This is a genomic window from Plantactinospora sp. BB1 (assembly GCF_003030385.1).
In the GTDB taxonomy this organism is placed as follows: Bacteria; Actinomycetota; Actinomycetes; order Mycobacteriales; family Micromonosporaceae; genus Plantactinospora.
In genome coordinates this window covers 4,651,285-4,670,658 of record NZ_CP028159.1, presented here as the reverse complement: position 1 = coordinate 4,670,658, position 19,374 = coordinate 4,651,285, and the positions used below count along the sequence as shown (strand labels likewise).

Here is a 19,374-nt window from a genome sequence, read left to right as displayed (position 1 = left end):
CGATCACGGCATGGAGCTGGGGGCGGTGTCGGGGCAGACCTCCGCCTGGTTCTCCCGCCGGCCCGCCTGGTTCTCGGACCTGCTCCTCGCGCTCTTCGTCACCGTGATCCAGATTCTGAGCGTCGCCGACTACGGGGTCGGTCTGCCCGAACCGGTCTCCCGGCCGGTCTCGGACTTCGGCAACGCCGGTTACCTCCTGTTGGTCGTGAGCGGGGTGGCCGTCGCCGCCCGTCGCCGGTGGCCGGTCGCGGTCTTCGCCGTCACCGCGCTGGCCAGCCTGGTCTACTTCGGACTCGGCTTCCCCGACCGGCTCTCCTATCTCGGTCTCTTCGTCGCCCTCTACAGCCTCGCCGCCTACGGCGACGGCCACCGATCGCTGCGGATCGCCGCCGCGGGCACCACGGTGCTGGCCGTCGGCTGGCTGCTCGCCGCCGCGGACATCGAGCCGCGGGCGGCTCTCGGCTGGGTCTTCTTCCGGATCGGCGGGTCGGTGATCAGCACGACGCTCGGCGAGTCCGTCCGGTCCCGCCGGGTCATCGCGGCCGATGCGCAGCAGCGGGCGGAGCTGGCGGAGCGGTCCCGCGAGGAGGAGGCCCGGGCCCGGGTCGCGGCCGAACGGCTGCGGATCGCCCGGGAGGTCCACGACACGGTCGCGCACGCGATCGCCATCATCAACGTGCAGTCCGGCGTCACCGCGCACGTGCTGGACAAGCGGCCGGAGCAGGCCCGCGAAGCGCTGCACACCATCGAGGAGACCAGTTCCCGGGCACTGCTGGAGATGCGTGCCATCCTCGGTGTGCTGCGCGACGGCGACGAGCGCGAGCCGTACCCGGGTCTCGACCAGATCGACGAACTCGCCGACAAGGCCCGCGAGGCGGGACTGGAGATCGGGGTCGAGCGGGCCTCGCCGGTGACACCGCTGCCGAGCGCGGTGGGCAGTGCCGCGTACCGCATCGTGCAGGAATCGATCACCAACGTGATCCGGCACGTCGGCCCGACCCGGGTGACGGTGGTACTCCAACCCGGCGTCGACGCGCTGCGGGTACGGGTGGTCGACGAGGGCGGCCGGGAAGCCTCGTCCGCCCCGGCTCGCCCCGGCGCCTCACCCGCCACCGGTCGCGGCATCACCGGGATGCGCGAGCGCTGCCGGCTGCTCGGCGGCGAACTCGACGCGAAACCGCGTCCCGAGGGCGGCTTCGAGGTCACCGCGCACCTGCCGCTCGCCCCGGTCGGACCGGCGTCGTGAACTCCGCCCCGCCGATCAGAGTGCTGATCGCCGACGACGAGCGGCTGGTCCGGTCCGGTTTCAGGGTCCTGCTCGACCTGGAGGACGACATCACGGTGGTCGGTGAGGCCACCAACGGTGCCGAGGCGGTCGAACTCGCCCGCGCCAGCCGTCCCGACGTGGTCCTGATGGACATCCGCATGCCCCGGCTGGACGGGATACGCGCCACCGGCCAGATTGCCGAGACGAACGGGATGGAGCAGGTCAGGGTTCTCATCCTGACCACCTACGACACCGACGACAACGTCTTCGAGGCCCTACAGGCGGGGGCGAGCGGGTTCCTGCTCAAGGACGCGGGGCCGGCCGAACTCCTGCACGCCATCCGGGTGGTCGCCGCCGGGGACGCGCTGCTCGCACCTCGGATCACCCGCCGTCTCATCAGCCAGTTCACCGCGCGACGTCGGACTGCCAGGGAGGGCGAGGACCGGCTGGCGGTGCTGACCGACCGGGAGCGCGAGGTGCTCGCCCTGGTGGGGCAGGGCATGAGCAACGACGAGATCGGTGCCGCGCTCTTCCTCAGTCCGGCCACCGCGCGCACGCACGTCAGCCGGACGATGGGGAAGCTGGGCGCGCGGGACCGCGCGCAGCTTGTCGTGATCGCCTACCAGAGCGGGCTGGTCCCCTTCGCCGGTTAGGGCCACCGCGCCACCCGTGCGCCGCGCCGGCCGCCCGGACATGTCCAGTGGATCGTGCACTTTTGTCGACCGCTAGGAAAGTTGGGTCCGTCTTGACGAAACATCTAGACATCCAAACGTAACGATCGTAGGGTTTGCCTCGCCAGGCAGCGGCGTGCCAGGTCAGGTACAGGACGTCACGATGTCGTCCGTCGGCCGAGCACGGTGCGCCGCCGAGCGGTCCGCCATGCGCGTCACGGCGCGGCGTCGTCCCGCTCACCCCTGGGAGGAAACATGTTCCTACCATTCCGACGAGCGCGTACGCCGATTCTCGGCGCGGTCGCCACCGCGCTCGCCGTCGCGGCCGTCTGCCTGCCGACCGGCGCCGCCACGGCCGCGCCGCCGCCGCAGGAGCCCGGTGTCACCCTGCGGGTCTTCGACCTCCAGGTCCCGCTGAACAACCTCTGCACCCTCAAGGCCGCCCAGACGCCGAACGTCGACAAGCTGATGCCGACGGTCAACTGGACCAGCGCGGCCGACTTCGGCTTCGAGAACTACTTCCTCGCCCAGGTCCTCGGCAACATCAACATCGCCCAGGCCGGCAGCTACACCTTCCGGCTGATCAGCGACGACGGGTCGCGGCTGCTGATCGACGACGCCGTCGTGGTCGACCACGACGGGCTGCACGGACCGGACCCGAAGGACGGCACGGTCGACCTCGGCCCCGGCTACCACTCGCTGCGCATCGAGCACTTCGAACGCGACGGCGGCCAGCAGTTGACGTTGCAGTGGCGTACCCCCGGCTCGACCTCCTTCGTGACCGTGCCGAACTCGGTACTCAGCACCGACGCCGGGGTCGTCCGGGTGACCGCGCCCGGCCGCAAGGAGTGCGAGGCCAGCGGGGACTCGCCCGGTGACGGCCTGCCGCTGACCGCCGTACACCCGAACTACACGCTGACGAACCTGCGGCCCAGCGGCTTCGAACCGCAGGTCACCGGCTTCGACTGGCTTCCGGACGGGCGCCTCGCGGTGCTCACCTGGGGCGGTTCGCTGACCACCGCCGGCGAGGTCTGGCTGCTTGGCAACGTCACCGGCAACACCAGCCCGGCCCAGGTGACCCGGACCCGGGTCGCCAGCGGACTCCAGGAGCCGATGGGGATCAAGGTCGTCGACGGCAAGCTGTACGTCTCCGAGAAGCACCGGCTGACCGAGCTGAACGACACCAACGGGGACGGGGTGACCGACAACTACCGGACCGTGGCCACCTGGCCGTTCGGCGGGAACTTCCACGAGTTCGGGTTCGGGCTGCTCTACGCCGACGGGTTCTTCTACCTGAACCTCTCGGTGTCCATCAACTACGGCGGCGCCACCACGGATCCGCAGCCGGCGGGGAACCGGGGCACCACGATCAGGGTGAACCGGAGCACCGGCGCGGTGTCGTACATCGCGGGCGGGCTGCGTACCCCGCACGGGATCGGTTGGGGGCCGGAGGGCGGGCTCTTCGTCACCGACAACCAGGGCGGCTACCAGCCGGCGTCCAAGCTGCTGCACATCAAGCAGGACCGGTTCTTCAACCACTACCTCAACCCGGCCGGGCCGTTCGACAACAACCCGGTGACCCAGCCGGTCATCTGGTTCCCGCAGAACGAGATCGGCAACTCGCCGAGTACCCCGGTGATGATGACCCAGGGCGTCTTCGCCGGCCAGATGGCGATCGGCGACGTGACGTACGGCGGCCTCCAGCGGGCGTACCTGGAGAAGGTCAACGGTGAATACCAGGGCGCGCTGTTCCGGATGACACAGGGCTTGGAGGCCGGCGTCTCCGAGGTCAGCCTCGGCCCGGACGGCGCCCTCTACACCGGCGGGCTGCACGGCGGCGGCAACTGGGGCCAGGAGGGCAAGCTCAGCCACGGCCTCCAGAAGATCACCCCGAACGGCAGCAACACCTTCGACATGCTGGCGATGCGGGCCCGGTCGAACGGGTTCGAGATCGAGTACACCAAGCCGCTCTCGACGGCGACCGCGACCGCGCTCGCCTCGAAGTACCGGGTCAAGCAGTGGCGGTACGTCCCGACCGCCGCCTACGGCGGGCCGAAGGTGGACGAGGAGACGCTCTCGGTCTCCTCCGCGACACTCTCGGCCGACGGCAGGAAGGTCACCCTGGTCGTCAACGGGCTCAAGGCCGGCCGGGTCGTCCACGTCCGCTCACCCCGGCCGTTCAGCGCCAGCGACGGCCAGGCACTCTGGAGCACCGAGGTCTGGTACACCCTCAACGCGATCCCCGGCCAGACGCCGCCGGTCAACCTCGCCCTGGGCCGGCCGGCCACGGCCGACAGCTCCTGCTCGGCGGTGGAGGGCCCGGCGAAGGCCGTCAACGGGACCACCACCTCGGGCAACCTCGACAAGTGGTGCTCGACGGGCTCCAGCCGGTGGTTGCAGGTCGACCTGGGCTCGGCGCAGAGCGTGAACCGGGTCGTCGTGGCGCACGCCGGTGCCGGTGGCGAGGCCGCCGGCTGGAACACCCGGGACTTCGCGGTCCAGGTCAGCACCAACGGCACGGCCTGGAGCACGGTCGCGAACGTCACCGGCAACACGGCCAACACCACCACGCACACCTTCGCGGCCACCCAGGCCCGGTACCTCCGGCTCGCCGTCACCACCCCGGCCAGCGACGGCAACAACGCGGCCCGGATCTACGAGTTCGAGGTCTACGGCGGGGCGGCTCCGCCGACGGCCAATCTCGCCCTGGGCCGGCCGGCGACGGCGGACAGCTCCTGCTCCGCCACCGAGGGACCGGCGCAGGCGGTCAACGGCAGCGTGACCGGCGGCAACAGCGACAAGTGGTGCTCGCTCGGCGGCACCAAGTGGTTGCAGGTCGACCTCGGGGCCACCCAGAGCGTGCAGCGGTTCGTGGTCCGGCACGCCGGTGCCGGTGGGGAGAACACCGCCTGGAACACCCGGGACTTCGCCGTCCAGGTCAGCACCAACGGCACCGCCTGGAGCACGGTCGCGAACGTCACCGGCAACACGGCGAACGTCACCACGCACGACGTCCCGGCCACCCAGGCCAGGTACGCGCGACTCGCCGTGACCGCGCCGACCAGTACCACCGACAACGCGGCCCGGATCTACGAGTTCGAGGTGTACGGCCCCGGCGGGGCGCCCGGCCGGATCACCCTCTTCGACGGGTCCAACATGAACAACTTCCAGCAGCCGAACGGGGCGAACCCGACCTGGCCGCTGGGCAACGGCGGGGTGGAGGTGCTCGGCGGCGACATCCGCAGCCGGCAGAGCTTCGGCGACTTCAGGCTGCACGTCGAGTTCTGGTTGCCGAACCTGCCGGCGGACGTCACCGGGCAGGCCCGGGCCAACAGCGGCATCTACCTCCAGGACCGGTACGAGTTGCAGGTGCTCGACTCGTACGGCGACACCACCCCGGCCACCAACGAGTGCGGCGCCATCTACGAGAAACTGGCGCCGAGGGTGAACGCGGCGACCGCGCCGCAGACCTGGCAGACGTACGACGTGACGTTCCGGGCCGCCCGGTTCGACGCGGCCGGGGTCAAGACGGAGAACGCCCGGGTCACCGTGGTGTGGAACGGCGTAACCGTGCACGACAACGCCGAGATCAACGGGCCGACCGGCGGGGGTGCCCCGGAGGGACCCTCGGTGGGCCCGATCCGGCTACAGGACCACGGTGACCCCGGCCCCAACCTCTTCTACCGCAACATCTGGGTCGAGCCGATCGGCTAGGGCCCGGTCCGGCAGGGATCACGGCGACGAGGGCCGTGGCCACCCGGACGGCGAGAGCTGCCGTCTCCCGGGGCCACGGCCCTCCGGCCACGGTGGCCGGCGCGCGCCTCAGCCGGTGACGTGCAGGATCGCGTCGGCTCCGTCGATGGTCGCCTGGTCGAGCGGGAAATAGCCCTGCCGGGGGGTGGGGTCGGTCCGGGTACGAGCCGGGGGCACCTCGGCGGCCGGGATCAGGCCCCAGCCGGTGACGCGGCGTTGCAGGAGACCCTCGAAGGTGTCCGGCTCCGGCTCGCCCAACTGGAGAGCCTCGCTGCGGCCCAGACTGGCCGCGACGCAGAAGTACCTGCCGATCCGCAGGGAGTCGACGATCGCGCCGGCGCCGAACCAGTCGGCGCCGGTGTCGGCCGCGCTCCGGGCCTCGCCGGCTCCGCGCAGGTGACTGTTGTGGCCGAAGAGCATGGTCGGGCCGCGGGCCGCCTCGACGCCGCGGATGTCGAGCAGATTGCGCGCCATCAGGGTGTCCCGGGTGGTCAGCAGGAGGTGGAACCGGTCGCTCTGCCCGAGCGGCCGCGCCGCCTGCCAGTGGTAGTGCAGCAGCCCGAGGCCGGCATCCAGCTCGGTCCTGGCCCGGAGCCACTCGGCGCGGGAGGTCCTCGCGATCAGCTCCGGTGCCCGGGCGTAGAGCCTGGTGCGCAGATCCTCGCCGATCTCCCGCAGCCGTCCGGCTTCGGGTGTCGCGCCCATCGACATGGCGAAGTCGAGGACCGCCTCGGCGCGGCTCCAGCGACGGTCGTCCCCGGCGATGCCGGCGATGTCGAGATTCTCGACGTGCAGATAGTCGCGTACGTACTCGAGAAAGCGTCTCGGACTGGGTGCGCTGGTGTTCTCGGTCGGGGCGTCGAAGCCGTGGAAGGTGAGGTGCTCCCGCTCCGGCCGGTCCCGGTTGTGTTCCCGCATCCAGGCGACCAGCCGCCGGTTGGCGTCCAGGGCGCCGAAGCCGTGGGAGAAGCCTTCCCGCAGTACCGAGTCGAGGCTTCCGGTCCCGTGTCTCACGTGGTCGTCGACGACGAACGCGGCCACCCGGTCGGTCTCGAGGGCGATCGAACGGAAGCCGATCTCGACGAGCTGGGCGAAGAGTTCGTTGCGGATCGCGACGAACGCGGGTTCCTGGTGGGTCGGCTCGCCCAGGGCGAGCACATCACATGGCTCGGGTACGAGGTCCCGAATCTGCTGGCTCATGTGGCTTAAACGTACCATTGAAACTCAATTTGAGGCTTTTGCTGAGCGACGCTCCGTGACTGCCGTCGCCAAGCCTCAACCGGGGCGGGCGGCAGCCCCGTCGGCGGCGGGGGAGACCGTGCCGTGCTGTCTCCCCTCGACCGGTCGACGGGGCCGTGCCCGCGGCGAACCGGGGCCGATCCGCTCAGCAGGTGGAGTTGGTCTGGGTCAAGAGCGCGAGGCGCCAGGGGAGGCTGTTGTAGTCCCCACCGGCGCTGGGGTCCATGCCCTGGTAGAGATAGCGCAGGTTGCAGGGGCTGATCGTGAGGGTCTGGTCCACGTCGGTGCGGACCAGCTCGCCGTGGCTGATGTCCCGGGTCCAGGCCCCGTCCGGGAAGCTGACGTTGTTGGCCCGGGCGAACGGGTTGTTCTCCTCGGCGGCGAGCACCTGCCACGGACCGGCGATGTCCGAGGACGTCCAGGAGCGGAACCAGCGGCGCCCGTCCGAGCCGATCGCCTCGTGGAGCAGCAGGTACTGGTCCCGCCCGGCGACCCGGTAGACGTTGGCGGCCTCGAAGAGCCGGTACCGGTCGGCGTCCTGCATGGTGATCACCGGCTGGCTCATCCCGTTGGGGAAGTTCGCCAACGTGGTCTGCGACCGGTAGAGGTGGCCGTTGTCGTCGGAGGAGAAGAGGTGGCAGTTGGCGGTGTCGCAGATGACCCACATGTCGACCCAGTAGCCGTCGCCGATGTTCTCCTCGATGATCTGTGGCATCCCGCTGTAGAAGTGCCTCGGCGCGGTCCAGCCGTTCGGGTCGCCGATGTCGGGGTTGGTGGAGTACGACGCGTTGCCGGTCTGGTAGACCAGATACCAGAGCCGCTGCGGGGCGAAGTAGAAGACCTGCGGCGCGGCCCGGTATCCGGTGCCGAGCGGCGCTTGGTCGAGGTAGTGGAAGGTGGCGTTGCCGGCCTCGGACCAGTCGGTGAAGTTGAAGTAGACCAGGTTGTAGCCCGCCGACTTCGCCGTGCTGGCGAAGACGTGGTAGCGGCCGTTGTGGTAGACGACCGAGGGGTCCTTGATGCCGGCGATGTCGCGGCCGTCGTTCTTCGGCCCGACGAGTACGCCGGTGGAGTTCCACCGGAAGCTGGTCGGCAGGCTTCCGGTCGGCGGGTTCGTGGGCGGGTCGGTCGGCGGGGTCGTCGGCGGATCCGTGGGCGGGTTCGTCGGGGGATCGGTCGGCGGGTCGGTGACCCCACCGGTGCAGGTGGTGCCGTTCAGGGCGAACGACGAGGGCGCCGGGTTGCTGCCGGTCCACGACCCGTTGAGGCCGAACGACGCGCTCGCGTTGCGGGCTATCGAGGCGTTGTAGCCGACGTTTCTGGCGGTGACCTGGGCGCCGCTCTGCGTCACCGACGCGTTCCACGCCTGGGTGACCCGCTGCCCGACGCCGTAGGTCCAGGTGAGGGTCCAGCCGTTGATCGGGTCACCCAGGTTCGTCACGGTGACGTTGGCGCCGAACCCGCCCGGCCACTGCGACGATATCGAGTAGTTCACCGAGCAGCCGGCCGCGACGGCGTGTGCGGGCAGCACGGTCACCGCCCCGGCGGCGGCGACCATTCCGCTGACCGCCACGAGGATGCCGGCTCGTAGTCTGGCTGGTTGTCGCACTGGAGACTCCTTACAGTCGCGCTGGGGGTGGCGCCGCGCTGGGGTACGCGGCACCCGGACATGCCCGCATCGGCCTCGCGCCTCGTTCCGGCTCTCGCCCCGGCCGTCCGCCCGGTGGCGGGGAGCCGGTTGGAGCCGGGCGGCGAGGTGCACCGGGGCGCCGATCGGCTCGGGAGGTCGGCGGGGAGACGCCGGTTGGCCGTACCCGGCGACCGCCGGCAGTGGGGCATGCGGTGACGCGTGCCCGTGGACGGCCTGCACTGCACTGCACTGCACTGCCTGGCCCGTCCCGCGCGTGCCTGTCGGCGCGGCCGGGGGCTCGAAAGGCGTCCCGTGCCCCGCGTCGGCGCCACCCCGGGTGTGCTTGCCGCACACCCGTGCCCATGGGTGGTCGTCGATGTGAGCGATAACATATCGCCTGCCGGTGACCACCGCAAGATGCGATTTCCGTCGACCTCGAAGAAATGTGTCGAGCGACCGAATGAGCGCTGCACACTCTGCTTCGCCCGGATCGTCGAGTTCGACGGCGGCCGACGAACTCCCGGCATCCCCGCGGCATCCCGGAGTGGTTGCCGACACCTTTTCCGGGTTGCCGCCCGGATCACCGGGTCCGGGATCGGGTGCCGGAAAATCGGACGGTTTCTTCTTGACTCGGCCGTCGGCGTCCACCACAGTCAACCACCACACCATCGGCCCCTCGACTCCGCCGGGTACGCGACCGGCGTGCGACGGCTCGACACCACTCGTGCCCGTACGCCCGGCGTTCCGTGGCTGAGGTCGGCCCGGGCCCGGCACCACCCTCCGACACCTGCGACAGCGATGGGACATGCGAGCTACCCGTACGAACGAGACGAGCCTGGTCGTCGCGGCACAGTCCGGCGACCGTCGGGCGCTTGACGAACTCGTCGTCACGTACCTGCCGATCGTCTACACCATCGTGCGCAGGGCGCTGAGCGGCCATCCGGACGTCGACGACGTCGTGCAGGAGACGATGTTCCGTGCCCTGCGGGAGCTGCGGACGCTGCGGACGCCGGAGAGTTTCCGGCCCTGGCTGGTGGCGATCGCGCTGCGCCAGGTCAGCACGGCTGCGCAGCGCCAGCAGGCCGCCGCCGAACGCGCCGTCGCCCTGGAGGAGGTGGCCGGGGAGCCGGAGGTCGGGGCCGAGTTCGAGGACCTGACGCTGCTGCGGGTGGACCTCTCGGACCAGCGCCGGCAGGTGGTACGGGCCAGTCGCTGGCTCGACCCGGAGGACCGGGCGCTGCTGTCGCTGTGGTGGCTGGAGATCGCGGGCCGGCTGAGCAGGGCGGAGCTGGCCGAGTCGCTCGGCGTCGGGCTGGCGCACGCCGGGGTACGCGTCCAGCGGATGCGCAACCAGTTGGAGCTCGGCCGGCGGCTGGTGGCCGCGTTGGACGCCCGTCCGGGCTGCGACGGTCTCCGGGCCGTACTGGCGGATTGGGACGGCCGGCCGAGCCCGCTGTGGCGCAAACGCATCACCCGGCACACCCGGTCCTGCCCGGTCTGCGCCCGACACGGCGACGCGCTGGTCGCGCCGGAGCGCCTCCTCGTCGGCCTGGCGCTGATCCCCGTTCCCGCGGCGCTGGCGGCGGCCCTGACCGCAAAGGGCGGACTGGCCGGGGGCGTCCTCGGTGCGGTGTCGACGGCGGCCGCTTCGGGCGCGAACGGGATCGGCGGCTCCGGAGCCGTCGGCGCGGGCGTCAAGGCGGGGCTCCTCGGCCAGTTGGGCCAGCTTATCGGGACGCATCCCGTCGTCGCCGTCGTCGCCGCCGGTACGGTGGCCGCCGGTGCCACGGTCACCACCGCGACCTGGCCGGCGGCGGACCCACGGCCACCGGTACGCATCGCCGCGCCGACCTCGGCACCCACGGCCGCCGGCCCCACCTCGGCACCGGCGGTCGGTGTCCCTGCGACCTCGGCGCCCCGGGCCAGCACGCCGGCCCCGGGGCGCCCGAGCCGGACCGGTGCCCCACCGTCGAACACCGGGTCGCGACCCTTTCCGCTGGGGAGCGTGTCGATGGAGTCGGTCAACCAGGTGGGGTCGTTCGTCACGGCGGTCGACGGCGTCGGACTGCTGACCCGGGTCGGCGCGCAGAGCGACGGTGCGACCCGGCAGCGGGCGACGTTCGAGGCGGTCCCCGGCCTGGCGGACCCGGACTGCGTCTCCTTCCGCGCCGGGGACGGACGTTACCTGCGCCATTCGTCCTGGCGGGTGCGGTTGAGCGAGGTCGAGGAGAGCCGGCTCTTCCGTGGCGACGCGACCTTCTGTGTGCGGCCGGGCGCGGCGCCGGACTCCGTGTCGCTGGAGGCGTCCAACTACCCCGGCTGGTTCCTGCGGCACCGGGATCTCCAGCTCTGGGTGGACCAGGTCGTCGACGATCCCGAGTTCCGGGCCGACGCCTCCTTCCGGACCCGCCCCCCGCTGGGCGGGTAGCACCGGTCCAGCTCCGGCGGGACCCCTTCGGCGGCGACCACGGTCCGGTCCGTCCTCGGGCGGCGGCCGGCGCCGGAGGGGCGGCGCTGGGCCGACCGACCGGGTCGGCCGGGCGACTCCCCGGCACCGGCGTGGATAACAGAAAAGCGGTGTGAGATATCCGGCCGTGTCCGGCCGGCCCACTCCGGCGGAAAGTGTTATCGGTCCGCGTTATCCAAAGTCGACGTCGGATCGGGTCCGTGTCCGGTCACCCGATGCGGCAAATTCCGGCCAGGACATTGACGCTCACCCTTGAGTACGTCGAAACGTTCTGGCAATATCCGGTACATCCGACGGAGCGACTCACCCCGGGTCGGTTTGATACTGCGGCACGGTCGACTCGCTCGTGTTAGCGCTAACATTACTAGTGCGGTCAGCCCGGATATCGGCGGGCGAGGATGGTCACGACCGGAGGGAGAAACACCGTGGATGTCGCGGCGCAGTCGCCACCAGCCGCACCGACCCCGGGACCGGCCCACCGGCCCACGCTCCGCGGCCGGCGGCGTCGCTGGCGGACCGCCCTCGTCGCCGTCCTGGCGACCGCGCTGGTCAGCACCGCGACGGCCGCGTTCGGCCCGGTGCCGGCCTCGGCGGCCACCGTGGACACCGGTGCCTGGTATGTGTTGCTGAACCGGAACAGTGGCAAGGCGCTGGACGTCTACAACCTGGCCACCGGGGACGGCGCGCGGATCACCCAGTGGGCGCGGGGTGACGGCGCCTGGCAGCAGTGGCAGTTCGTGGACTCCGGTGCCGGGTACTACCGGCTGCGGTCGCGGCACTCGGGCAAGGTGCTGGACGTGTTCGACCGGTCGACCGCCGATGGTGCGGCGATCGTGCAGTGGAGTGACGGTAACGGGACGAACCAGCAGTTCAGGCTGGTGGACTCGACCGACGGTCACGTTCGGCTGATCAACCGGAACAGCGGCAAGGCGATGGAGGTGCAGGGGGCCTCGACCGCCGACGGGGCGAACATCGTGCAGTACTCGGACTGGGGCGGCACCAACCAGCAGTGGCAACTCGTCCGGGTCGACGGTGGTGCCGGCCCGACCCCCACCGACCCGCCCGGCGGCACGTTCAGCAACCCCGTGGTGTGGCAGGACTTCGCCGACGTCGACATCATCCGGGTCGGCGAGGCGTACTACCTGTCCGCGTCGACCATGCACTACTCGCCGGGCGCACCGATCCTGCGCTCGTACGACCTGGTGAACTGGGAGTTCGCCGGGCACTCGGTACCCCGGCTCGACTTCGGGTCGAAGTACGACCTCTCCGGCGGCCGGGCGTACGTGGACGGCATCTGGGCCTCCACCCTCAACTACCGGCCCAGCAACCGGACCTACTACTGGGCCGGGTGCATCGACTTCGCCCAGACCCACATCTACACCGCGTCCGCCGTCGACGGCACCTGGAGCCGGCACGCCACCATCCCCAACTGCTACTACGACGCCGGCATGCTGGTCGACGACAACGACACGATGTACGTCGCGTACGGCAACGGCACCATCAGCGTGGCCCAGCTCTCCGCCGACGGCCGTACCCAGGTGCGCAACCAGCAGGTCTTCAGCACACCGTCGAACATCGGCACCCTGGAGGGCGCCCGCTTCTACAAGCGCAACGGCAGCTACTACATCTGGCTCACCCGCCCGGCCAACGGCCAGTACGTGCTCAAGGCGAGCAACCCGTTCGGGCCGTACGAGATCCGTCAGGTGCTGCTCGACCTGCCGGGGCCGATCGCCGGCGGCGGGGTACCGCACCAGGGTGGCCTCGTGCAGACCCAGAGCGGCCAGTGGTACTACATGGCGTTCACCGACGCGTACCCCGGCGGCCGGATGCCGACCCTGGCACCGGTCAGCTGGACCGGCGACGGCTGGCCCGTGTTGCAGACGGTCAACGGAAGATGGGGGAGCACGTACCCGAACCCGCTGCCGCTGCGGCCGGTCAGGCCGCTCACCGGCGTCGACACCTTCGCCGGCACCACCCTCGGACCGCAGTGGGAGTGGAACCACAACCCGGACAACGCGCGATGGTCGGTCGACAACGGGCTGCGGTTGCAGACCGCCACGGTCACCGGCGACCTCTACAACGCCCGCAACACCCTGACCCATCGCATCCAGGGCCCGACCTCGACCGCGACGATCGAGCTCGACCATTCGACGATGCGCGACGGCGACCGCAGCGGCCTGGCGATGCTGCGCCAGTCCTCGGCCTGGATCGGCGTCAGGCGCGACAACGGCACCACCCGGGTGGTCGTGACCAACAACCTGACCATGGACGGCAACTGGAACACCACCGGCACCGGGACCGAGGTCGCCAGCGCCGCCGTCTCCGGGGGCCGGATCTGGCTGCGGGCCAACGCGGACATCCGGCCCGGCAGTGGGCGACAGGCCCGCTTCTCGTACAGCACCGACGGCGTCACCTTCACCGCCCTCGGCCCGGCCTTCACCCTGAACAACGCCTGGCAGTTCTTCATGGGGTACCGGTTCGGGATATTCAACTACGCCACCTCGGCGCTCGGCGGGGCGGTCACGGTCCGGAGGTTCGAGCTGTCCACACCATGACGCTCGGGGTGCGGGAGTGGAGGGGACCGCCCTTCCCGGCCTCGACCGCACCCCGAGACCGCCCACTGCTGGACGTGGGCGACGGGAGCCGGCGCGGAGTAGGCGACGCGCCGGCTCCCGGCGGTCTCCGGTGGTATCTGGGCGAGCACGTCGTCGACGTCGGCAGTACCCGTCGACCCTGACCGTCGCCGGTGCGGGGCCGGCAACCGGGCCCGGACCCGGGGGCGGTGATCCATACTTTGTTTGGGTCCCAAACTATTGACAAGCAGCATTCATGGGTGTGAATCTCTCATCAGGGCACCGCCGCCGGAGCCGGGTGGTTGGTGCGGGAGCGCCGGGCAGCCTCCCGCGTACTCGCTCGTGCAATCGACGTCTGGGGATCCCTATGTCTACACTCGCCCAACAACTCGATCCGGCCCGACACCGCGTCACGACGGTCCTGCGGATTCTCGCCGTCGCGGTGGCCGGGGTCGTCGCGCTCACCGTGTCCCTGGTTGCCACGCCGGACACCGCGAGCGCGCACGGCTCGACGATCAACCCGGCCTCCCGCAACTACGGTTGCTGGAAGCGCTGGGGCAGCGACTTCCAGAACCCGGCGATGGCCACCCAGGACCCGATGTGCTGGCAGGCCTGGCAGGCCGACCCGAACGCCATGTGGAACTGGAACGGCCTGTACCGCGACGGTGTCGCCGGCAACCACCAGGCGGCCGTGCCGAACGGGCAACTGTGCAGCGCCGGGCGCACCGGCGGCGTCCGGTACGCCGCACTGGACAACCCGGGCAACTGGCAGGCCACCAACGTCGGGGCCAACTTCGGTGTCAAGATCCACGACCAGGCGCTGCACGGCGCCGACTACTTCCGGATCTACGTCACCCGGCAGGGGTTCAACCCGCTCAGCCAGCGGCTGGGCTGGAACAACCTCGAACTGGTCCGGGAAACCGGCCGGTACGCGCCGGGCGCTGGCACCCGGGAGAACGACCCGGTGCTGAACGGCGTCTCCAACACCATCAACGTGAGCGCGCCGGGACGTAGCGGTCGGCACATCGTCTACACCATCTGGAAGGCCAGCCACTCCGACCAGACCTACTACTGGTGCGCCGACGTCAACTTCTGAGGCACGGGGGGCTCGCCCCTGAACCGCACCACCGCCCGACCATTCCGCCATGGTCAGGCACGGGCCGGGTCCGCGTCACACGTGGACCCGGCCCCTCCCGTCGGGCCGCCGCGGCGCCAGGTCGTCGGCGTACGGACCGGTCGAGCCGACTACCACCCGTACCGTCGATGGGGGTCCGTCGAGATCACGCCCGGCTCCAGCGTTGGTTCGCGGCGGTGTGACACGTCCAGACGATCACGGCGGTGCCGTTGCTGGTACCGCCGTTGTCGACGTCCAGGCAGAGGTTGGGGAGCCCGACGTTGCCGATCGTGCCGTTGCCGTTGAAGGTCCAGCGCTGGTTGGTGCCGCCGTTGCAGTCCCAGAGCTGTGCCGGCGTGCCGGCGGTGGCGTTCGTCGGGATGTCCAGGCACTTGCCGAGCACCCGCAGGGACTGGCCGGACTGACTAAACTGCTGGTTGGCCCCGGTGTGACAGTCCCAGACCAGCATCGTCGTACCGTTGGCCGTGCCGCCGTTGTCGACGTCCAGGCACCGGCCGCTGGACTCGCTGCGGAGCCGGAAGGTGGCCGGCGGCTCGGTGGTCCCCCCGCCGCTGACCCGGTAGACGACCGTGCCGTGCGCCGGCACGTTGGCGGAGATGTTGCCGCTGGTGGTGGAGGTGGCGTTGGTCCAGGCGTCCCGGAGGGTGAACGAGGTGCCGGACTTGCCGATCGCCGCCGCCGTCGTGGAGACCGTGGTGCCGGAGCTGCCCTGGTTGAACAGCGCCACCGCGACGTCGCCGTTGGAGAGCCGCTTGGCCAGCACCCGCGGGTACCGTCGTTGGAGACCTGCACCGCCTGGAGGGCCAGCGGATCCTGGTTGATCGCGATCAGGTTCTGGTTGCGCAGGATGGCCAGCGTCGCGGCGTCCGCGCCGCGCAGGTCGTTGCCGGCGATCAGCGGCGCCGCCATCACCGCCCAGAGCGCGAAGTGGCTGCGCATCTCGGTGTCGGTCATGCCGCCCCGGCCGACCTCCATCATGTCCGGGTCGTTGAACGACCCCGGGCCCGCATAGCCGGCCAGCGGCACGTTGACGTCGACGATGTTCTGGATCCCCATCGGATATCCGTTGGACTGGCCTGTGTTCCACGCGTTGGTGATGTCCTCGGTGCTGCGCCACATGTTGGCCACGTCACCCCAGTTGCGCATCGGCCCGGTCTTCTCGTGGATGCTGTTCGGATTGATGCTGTAGACGATCGGCCGGCCGGTGGCGGCCAGGGCGTCGCGCATCCTGGCGAACGTGGCGACCTGGTCGTCGATGGTGCCGCTCGGCGAGCACCAGTCGTACTTGAGGAAGTCGACGCCCCAGGCGGCGAACCGCCGGGCGTCCTGGGCCTCGTGCCCCTGGGCGCCGGTGGCTCCCGGGTACGAGCCGAAGTACTGTGCGCAGGTCCGGTCCAGCGGCGCCTGGTAGATGCCGAAGAGCAGACCCCGGGCGTGCAGGTAGTCGCCGAGCGCCTTCATCCCGCTCGGGAACCGGCTCGGGCTGGCCTGTAGCTCGCCCTGCGCGTCGCGGTTCGGGTCCATCCAGCAGTCGTCGACCACGACGTACCGGTAGCCCAGCTCGCGCATGCCGTTGGCCACCATGGCGTCGGCCATCTGCCGGATCAGCGTCTCGTTGATGTTGCAGCCGAACGTGTTCCAGCTGTTCCAACCCATCGGTGGGGTACGGGCCACCCCGTTGTTCAACGCCTGTGCCGGTTGCGGTGGGCGGAACGGTTCGGTGACGACCACCGCCACCGCGAGCAGAGCAACGGTCAGGGCGGCCGACCATCTGGTACGCGTACGCATGAGCCCCTCCAGGCGGGTGGGTGACGAGGATGGGAGTTCGGGAGTTCCGTGCGGGTCAGACGAAGCGCCAGAGGTGGTCGCTGGTCCCGTTGTCGTCCCAGATGACGATCTGTGCCCCGGCGGCGGTGGCGGCGCCGTCGACGCCGAGTACCCGGCCGCCGTTGGCGCACTGGATCCGGAAGTAGCCGTTGCCGCCGTACCGGAGCCGCCACCGGTGGTCCTCGGTGCCGTTGTCGGCCCACTGCACCACCCGGGCGCCGTTGGCGGTGCCGGCGTCCTGCACCCCGAGCACCTTGCCGCTGTGCGAGTTGCGCAGCCGCAGGTAGCCACCGGTGTCGACCAGCGCGGTCCAGAGATGGTCGGCGGTGCCGGTGTCGCCCCACTGGACCACCTGCCCGCCGTCGGCGGTGGACATCTCCCGTACCCCGAGCACCAGGCCGCTGGCGAGGTTCTGGATCCGCCGCGCCCCGTTGGGGACGAACCGCCACTGGTTGTCCGGCGTGCCGTTGTCCGGATCCTGCACCGCCTGGGCACCCTGGGCCGTGGAGCCGTTGAGCAGGGCCAGCAGCTTGCCGGTGTGCACGTTGCGGATCTTGTGAGAGCCGTCGCCGACGTCGGTGACGGTCCACCGGTGGTCGGCGGTACCGCTGTCGCTCCACTGCACGACGGCTGCGTTGTCGGCGGTGGACATCTCCTGGACGCCGAGTACCTTCCCACTGTTGAGGTTGCGGAGCCGGACGGCGTTGCCGTCGACGACCAGCTCCCAGTCGTGGTCGGCGGTGCCGGTGTCACCCCACAGCAGCGCCCGGCCGCCGTCGGCGGTCGACATGTCCTGGATCCCCAGCACGAGACCACTGGCCGCGTTGGCCAGCCGGTAGCTGGCGGTCGAGCCACCCGCCTGCCCGTTGGCGCTCCAGTAGACGGTGTAGTTGTGCCCGTGCGCGTCGTAGAAGGGACCGAGGTTCACGGTCGCGCCGTTTGCGGTGGCGGTGAAAGCCAGCGAACCGCTGCCGGTGCGGGTCACCGAGCCGGTGGCCAGCGACGGGAGCGCGCTCAGCGTCGTGTTGCCGTAGTTGCCGGACAAGACGACCGGACCGTAGGTGACCGCCACGACGTTCGGGTTGTCGTTCGCGGGCTGCGTCGCGACCCGCATGGGCAGCCGTACGGTGACCACGTCGCCGGAGGCCCAGGAGCGGGTGAGCGTGGCGTAGCTTCCCGGCGCGGTGGCGATGCTCTGCGCGACCCCGTTGACGCTGACCGTCGCCCCGCTCGTCCAGGCCGGGATGCGGATCCGCATCGTCCACGACCCGCCCGCGCTCCCGGTGACGGTGAGCGTCGTCGTGTCGCTGACCGGATAGCTGGTGGTCTGGGTGACGGTGATCCCGCGCTGCGACCAGGTGAGCACCGACGGCATGAACAGGTTCACCGTCAACGTGGTGCCGTTGTGGAAGTAGATCGAGTCCATCAGCTTGGTGTTCGTCTCCAGGCCCGTACCCTGGCAGCACCAGAACGAGTTGTAGTCGGTGCTCCAGGTGCCGCCGCCCCAGGCCGGACCGACGCCCCGGCGACCGCCCGGGTTGAGCGGGGTGAAGTAGGTGACGTGCCCACGGCTGTCGGCCGGGTTCTGCTGGCCGACCATGTGGTTGAGCAGCGCCCGCTCGTAGTAGTCGAAGTACGCCACCCGGTTCGGGTCCAGCAGCCACAACTCCCGGGTCAGCTTCAGCATGTTGTAGGTGTTGCAGGCCTCGCAGGTGTCGTTGCGCAGATATCCGGCGATGGCGTCGGGAGCCCGGAAGTGCTCGGCCTGGCTGTTGCCGCCGATGACGTAGGTGTGCGCGTCGACGGTGATGTTCCAGGCGTTGCTGGCGATGTCCCGGTAGCGGGTGGTGCCGGTGGCCTTGAACTCCCGGGCCGCGCCGACCCACTTCGGGACCTGGGTGTTCGCGTGCAATCCGTTGAGCTGGTCGGAGTTGGCCGCCAGGGGGTTGAACACGGCGGCGTGGTCGAACCGCTGGGCCGCGGTGAGCCATCGGGCGTCACCGGTCTGCTGGTAGAGGTCGGTGAGCACCTCGTTCATGCCGCCGAACTCGGTGCCCAGCATGGCCTGCATCTGCGCCGGGGTCAGCCGTCCGGTACGCCAGTCGACCCAGCCGGCGAGCCCGAGGAGTACGTCGCGGGCCTGGTTGCTGCCGAGGTGACGCCACACGTCGAGCAGCCCGGCCAGCGTCTTGTGGATGCAGTAGTAGGGCACGTTGCCGTTGCTCAACGTGCGCGCCTCCAGGGCGCTGAAGTCGGACTCGGGGAAGCCGGAGAGGTAGCCGGGGTTGAACCCCGCGGCGGCGTTGTTGGCCTGACAGCGGGCGAGTTCGGCCACCATGCGGTTGGCCCTGTCCCGGCAGGTGGTGTCGCCGAGCACCGCCCACATGTAGGCCCAGGCGGTCAGGAAGTGACCCTGCATGTGCGTGCGGAACGGGAACGAGGGCGCGTCCCATCCACCGGTCGCGGCGGCACCGTTGGTGGAGAGGCGGTGGTTGGCCCGGAAGTTGTAGAGCAGCCGCTCCACGTCGACGAAGCGCAGGTAGTTGAGGGTACGGTTCTGGTTGTCGAGCCAGCGGCTGGCGGTCAGCCGCACCTGGCCGAATTCGAACGGGTACGCCGAGACGCCGATGTCCGGCCGGGCGGGTGCGAGGGCGGCCTGCGCCTGGGGACCGTCGACGACGGAACCGACGGCCGAGGCGACGGTGGCGACACCGGCGGCCTGCAACAGGTGGCGGCGGCTCATGGGCGGGAACGACACGGGGGCCTCCGTTGACGGTGCGGAGTTGACAGCCGTGATCTCCGGGCTGCGGTG

Annotated in this window: 9 protein-coding genes and 1 pseudogene; 6 read left to right on the top strand and 4 right to left on the bottom strand. The window is 70.5% G+C overall.

What is annotated here, in order from left to right; genetic code table 11:
• Positions 1-10: 10 nt before the first annotated feature.
• From C6W10_RS20365 to C6W10_RS20355, 3 genes are all read left to right on the top strand, one after another.
• A complete protein-coding gene (locus tag C6W10_RS20365; RefSeq protein ID WP_107259614.1) occupies positions 11-1,246 on the top strand; it encodes a histidine kinase in 1,236 nt (411 codons plus the stop codon).
• On the top strand, positions 1,243-1,920 hold the full coding sequence (locus tag C6W10_RS20360) for a response regulator transcription factor (protein WP_107259613.1): 678 nt from the start codon (positions 1,243-1,245) through the stop codon (positions 1,918-1,920). Before C6W10_RS20365 ends, C6W10_RS20360 begins: the two co-directional genes overlap by 4 nt.
• Positions 1,921-2,193: 273 nt before the next feature.
• Entirely contained in the window at positions 2,194-5,652 is a 3,459-nt protein-coding gene (locus C6W10_RS20355) for a discoidin domain-containing protein (protein WP_107259611.1), read from the top strand.
• A gap of 108 nt (positions 5,653-5,760) precedes the next feature.
• Here the strand turns inward: C6W10_RS20355 and C6W10_RS20350 are convergent, their stop codons facing one another.
• Both C6W10_RS20350 and C6W10_RS20345 read right to left on the bottom strand, forming a co-directional pair.
• Complete coding sequence (locus C6W10_RS20350) at positions 5,761-6,891, bottom strand: erythromycin esterase family protein (protein ID WP_107259609.1); 1,131 nt, start codon at positions 6,889-6,891, stop codon at positions 5,761-5,763.
• Positions 6,892-7,075: 184 nt separating this feature from the next.
• Positions 7,076-8,539: a non-reducing end alpha-L-arabinofuranosidase family hydrolase gene (locus C6W10_RS20345; protein WP_234361351.1), complete on the bottom strand. Its 1,464-nt coding sequence runs from the start codon at positions 8,537-8,539 to the stop codon at positions 7,076-7,078.
• A gap of 826 nt (positions 8,540-9,365) precedes the next feature.
• Here C6W10_RS20345 and C6W10_RS20340 point away from each other — a divergent pair.
• The 3 genes from C6W10_RS20340 to C6W10_RS20325 all read left to right on the top strand — a co-directional run bounded on the left by C6W10_RS20340 (position 9,366) and on the right by C6W10_RS20325 (position 14,696).
• On the top strand, positions 9,366-10,988 hold the full coding sequence (locus C6W10_RS20340) for a sigma-70 family RNA polymerase sigma factor (RefSeq protein WP_107259605.1): 1,623 nt from the start codon (positions 9,366-9,368) through the stop codon (positions 10,986-10,988).
• Between the two features lie 572 nt (positions 10,989-11,560).
• Complete coding sequence (locus tag C6W10_RS20330) at positions 11,561-13,582, top strand: family 43 glycosylhydrolase (RefSeq protein WP_107264122.1); 2,022 nt, start codon at positions 11,561-11,563, stop codon at positions 13,580-13,582.
• Positions 13,583-13,967: 385 nt separating this feature from the next.
• On the top strand, positions 13,968-14,696 hold the full coding sequence (locus C6W10_RS20325; RefSeq protein WP_107259603.1) for a lytic polysaccharide monooxygenase: 729 nt from the start codon (positions 13,968-13,970) through the stop codon (positions 14,694-14,696).
• Positions 14,697-14,880: 184 nt separating this feature from the next.
• On the opposite strand, the pseudogene C6W10_RS20320 reads toward C6W10_RS20325, so the two are convergent.
• Positions 14,881-16,523, bottom strand: a pseudogene (locus C6W10_RS20320) (ricin-type beta-trefoil lectin domain protein).
• Between the two features lie 55 nt (positions 16,524-16,578).
• Complete coding sequence (locus C6W10_RS20315) at positions 16,579-19,305, bottom strand: beta-L-arabinofuranosidase domain-containing protein (protein WP_369938706.1); 2,727 nt, start codon at positions 19,303-19,305, stop codon at positions 16,579-16,581.
• Positions 19,306-19,374 lie beyond the last annotated feature (69 nt).

Coding starts and splice junctions, on each gene's coding strand:
- C6W10_RS20365 (WP_107259614.1), top strand. CDS start 11: ATGGAGCTGGGGGCGGTGTCGGGGCAGACCTCCGCCTGGTTCTCCCGC.
- C6W10_RS20355 (WP_107259611.1), top strand. CDS start 2,194: ATGTTCCTACCATTCCGACGAGCGCGTACGCCGATTCTCGGCGCGGTC.
- C6W10_RS20350 (WP_107259609.1), bottom strand. CDS start 6,891: ATGAGCCAGCAGATTCGGGACCTCGTACCCGAGCCATGTGATGTGCTC.
- C6W10_RS20340 (WP_107259605.1), top strand. CDS start 9,366: ATGCGAGCTACCCGTACGAACGAGACGAGCCTGGTCGTCGCGGCACAG.
- C6W10_RS20325 (WP_107259603.1), top strand. CDS start 13,968: ATGTCTACACTCGCCCAACAACTCGATCCGGCCCGACACCGCGTCACG.
- C6W10_RS20315 (WP_369938706.1), bottom strand. CDS start 19,305: ATGAGCCGCCGCCACCTGTTGCAGGCCGCCGGTGTCGCCACCGTCGCC.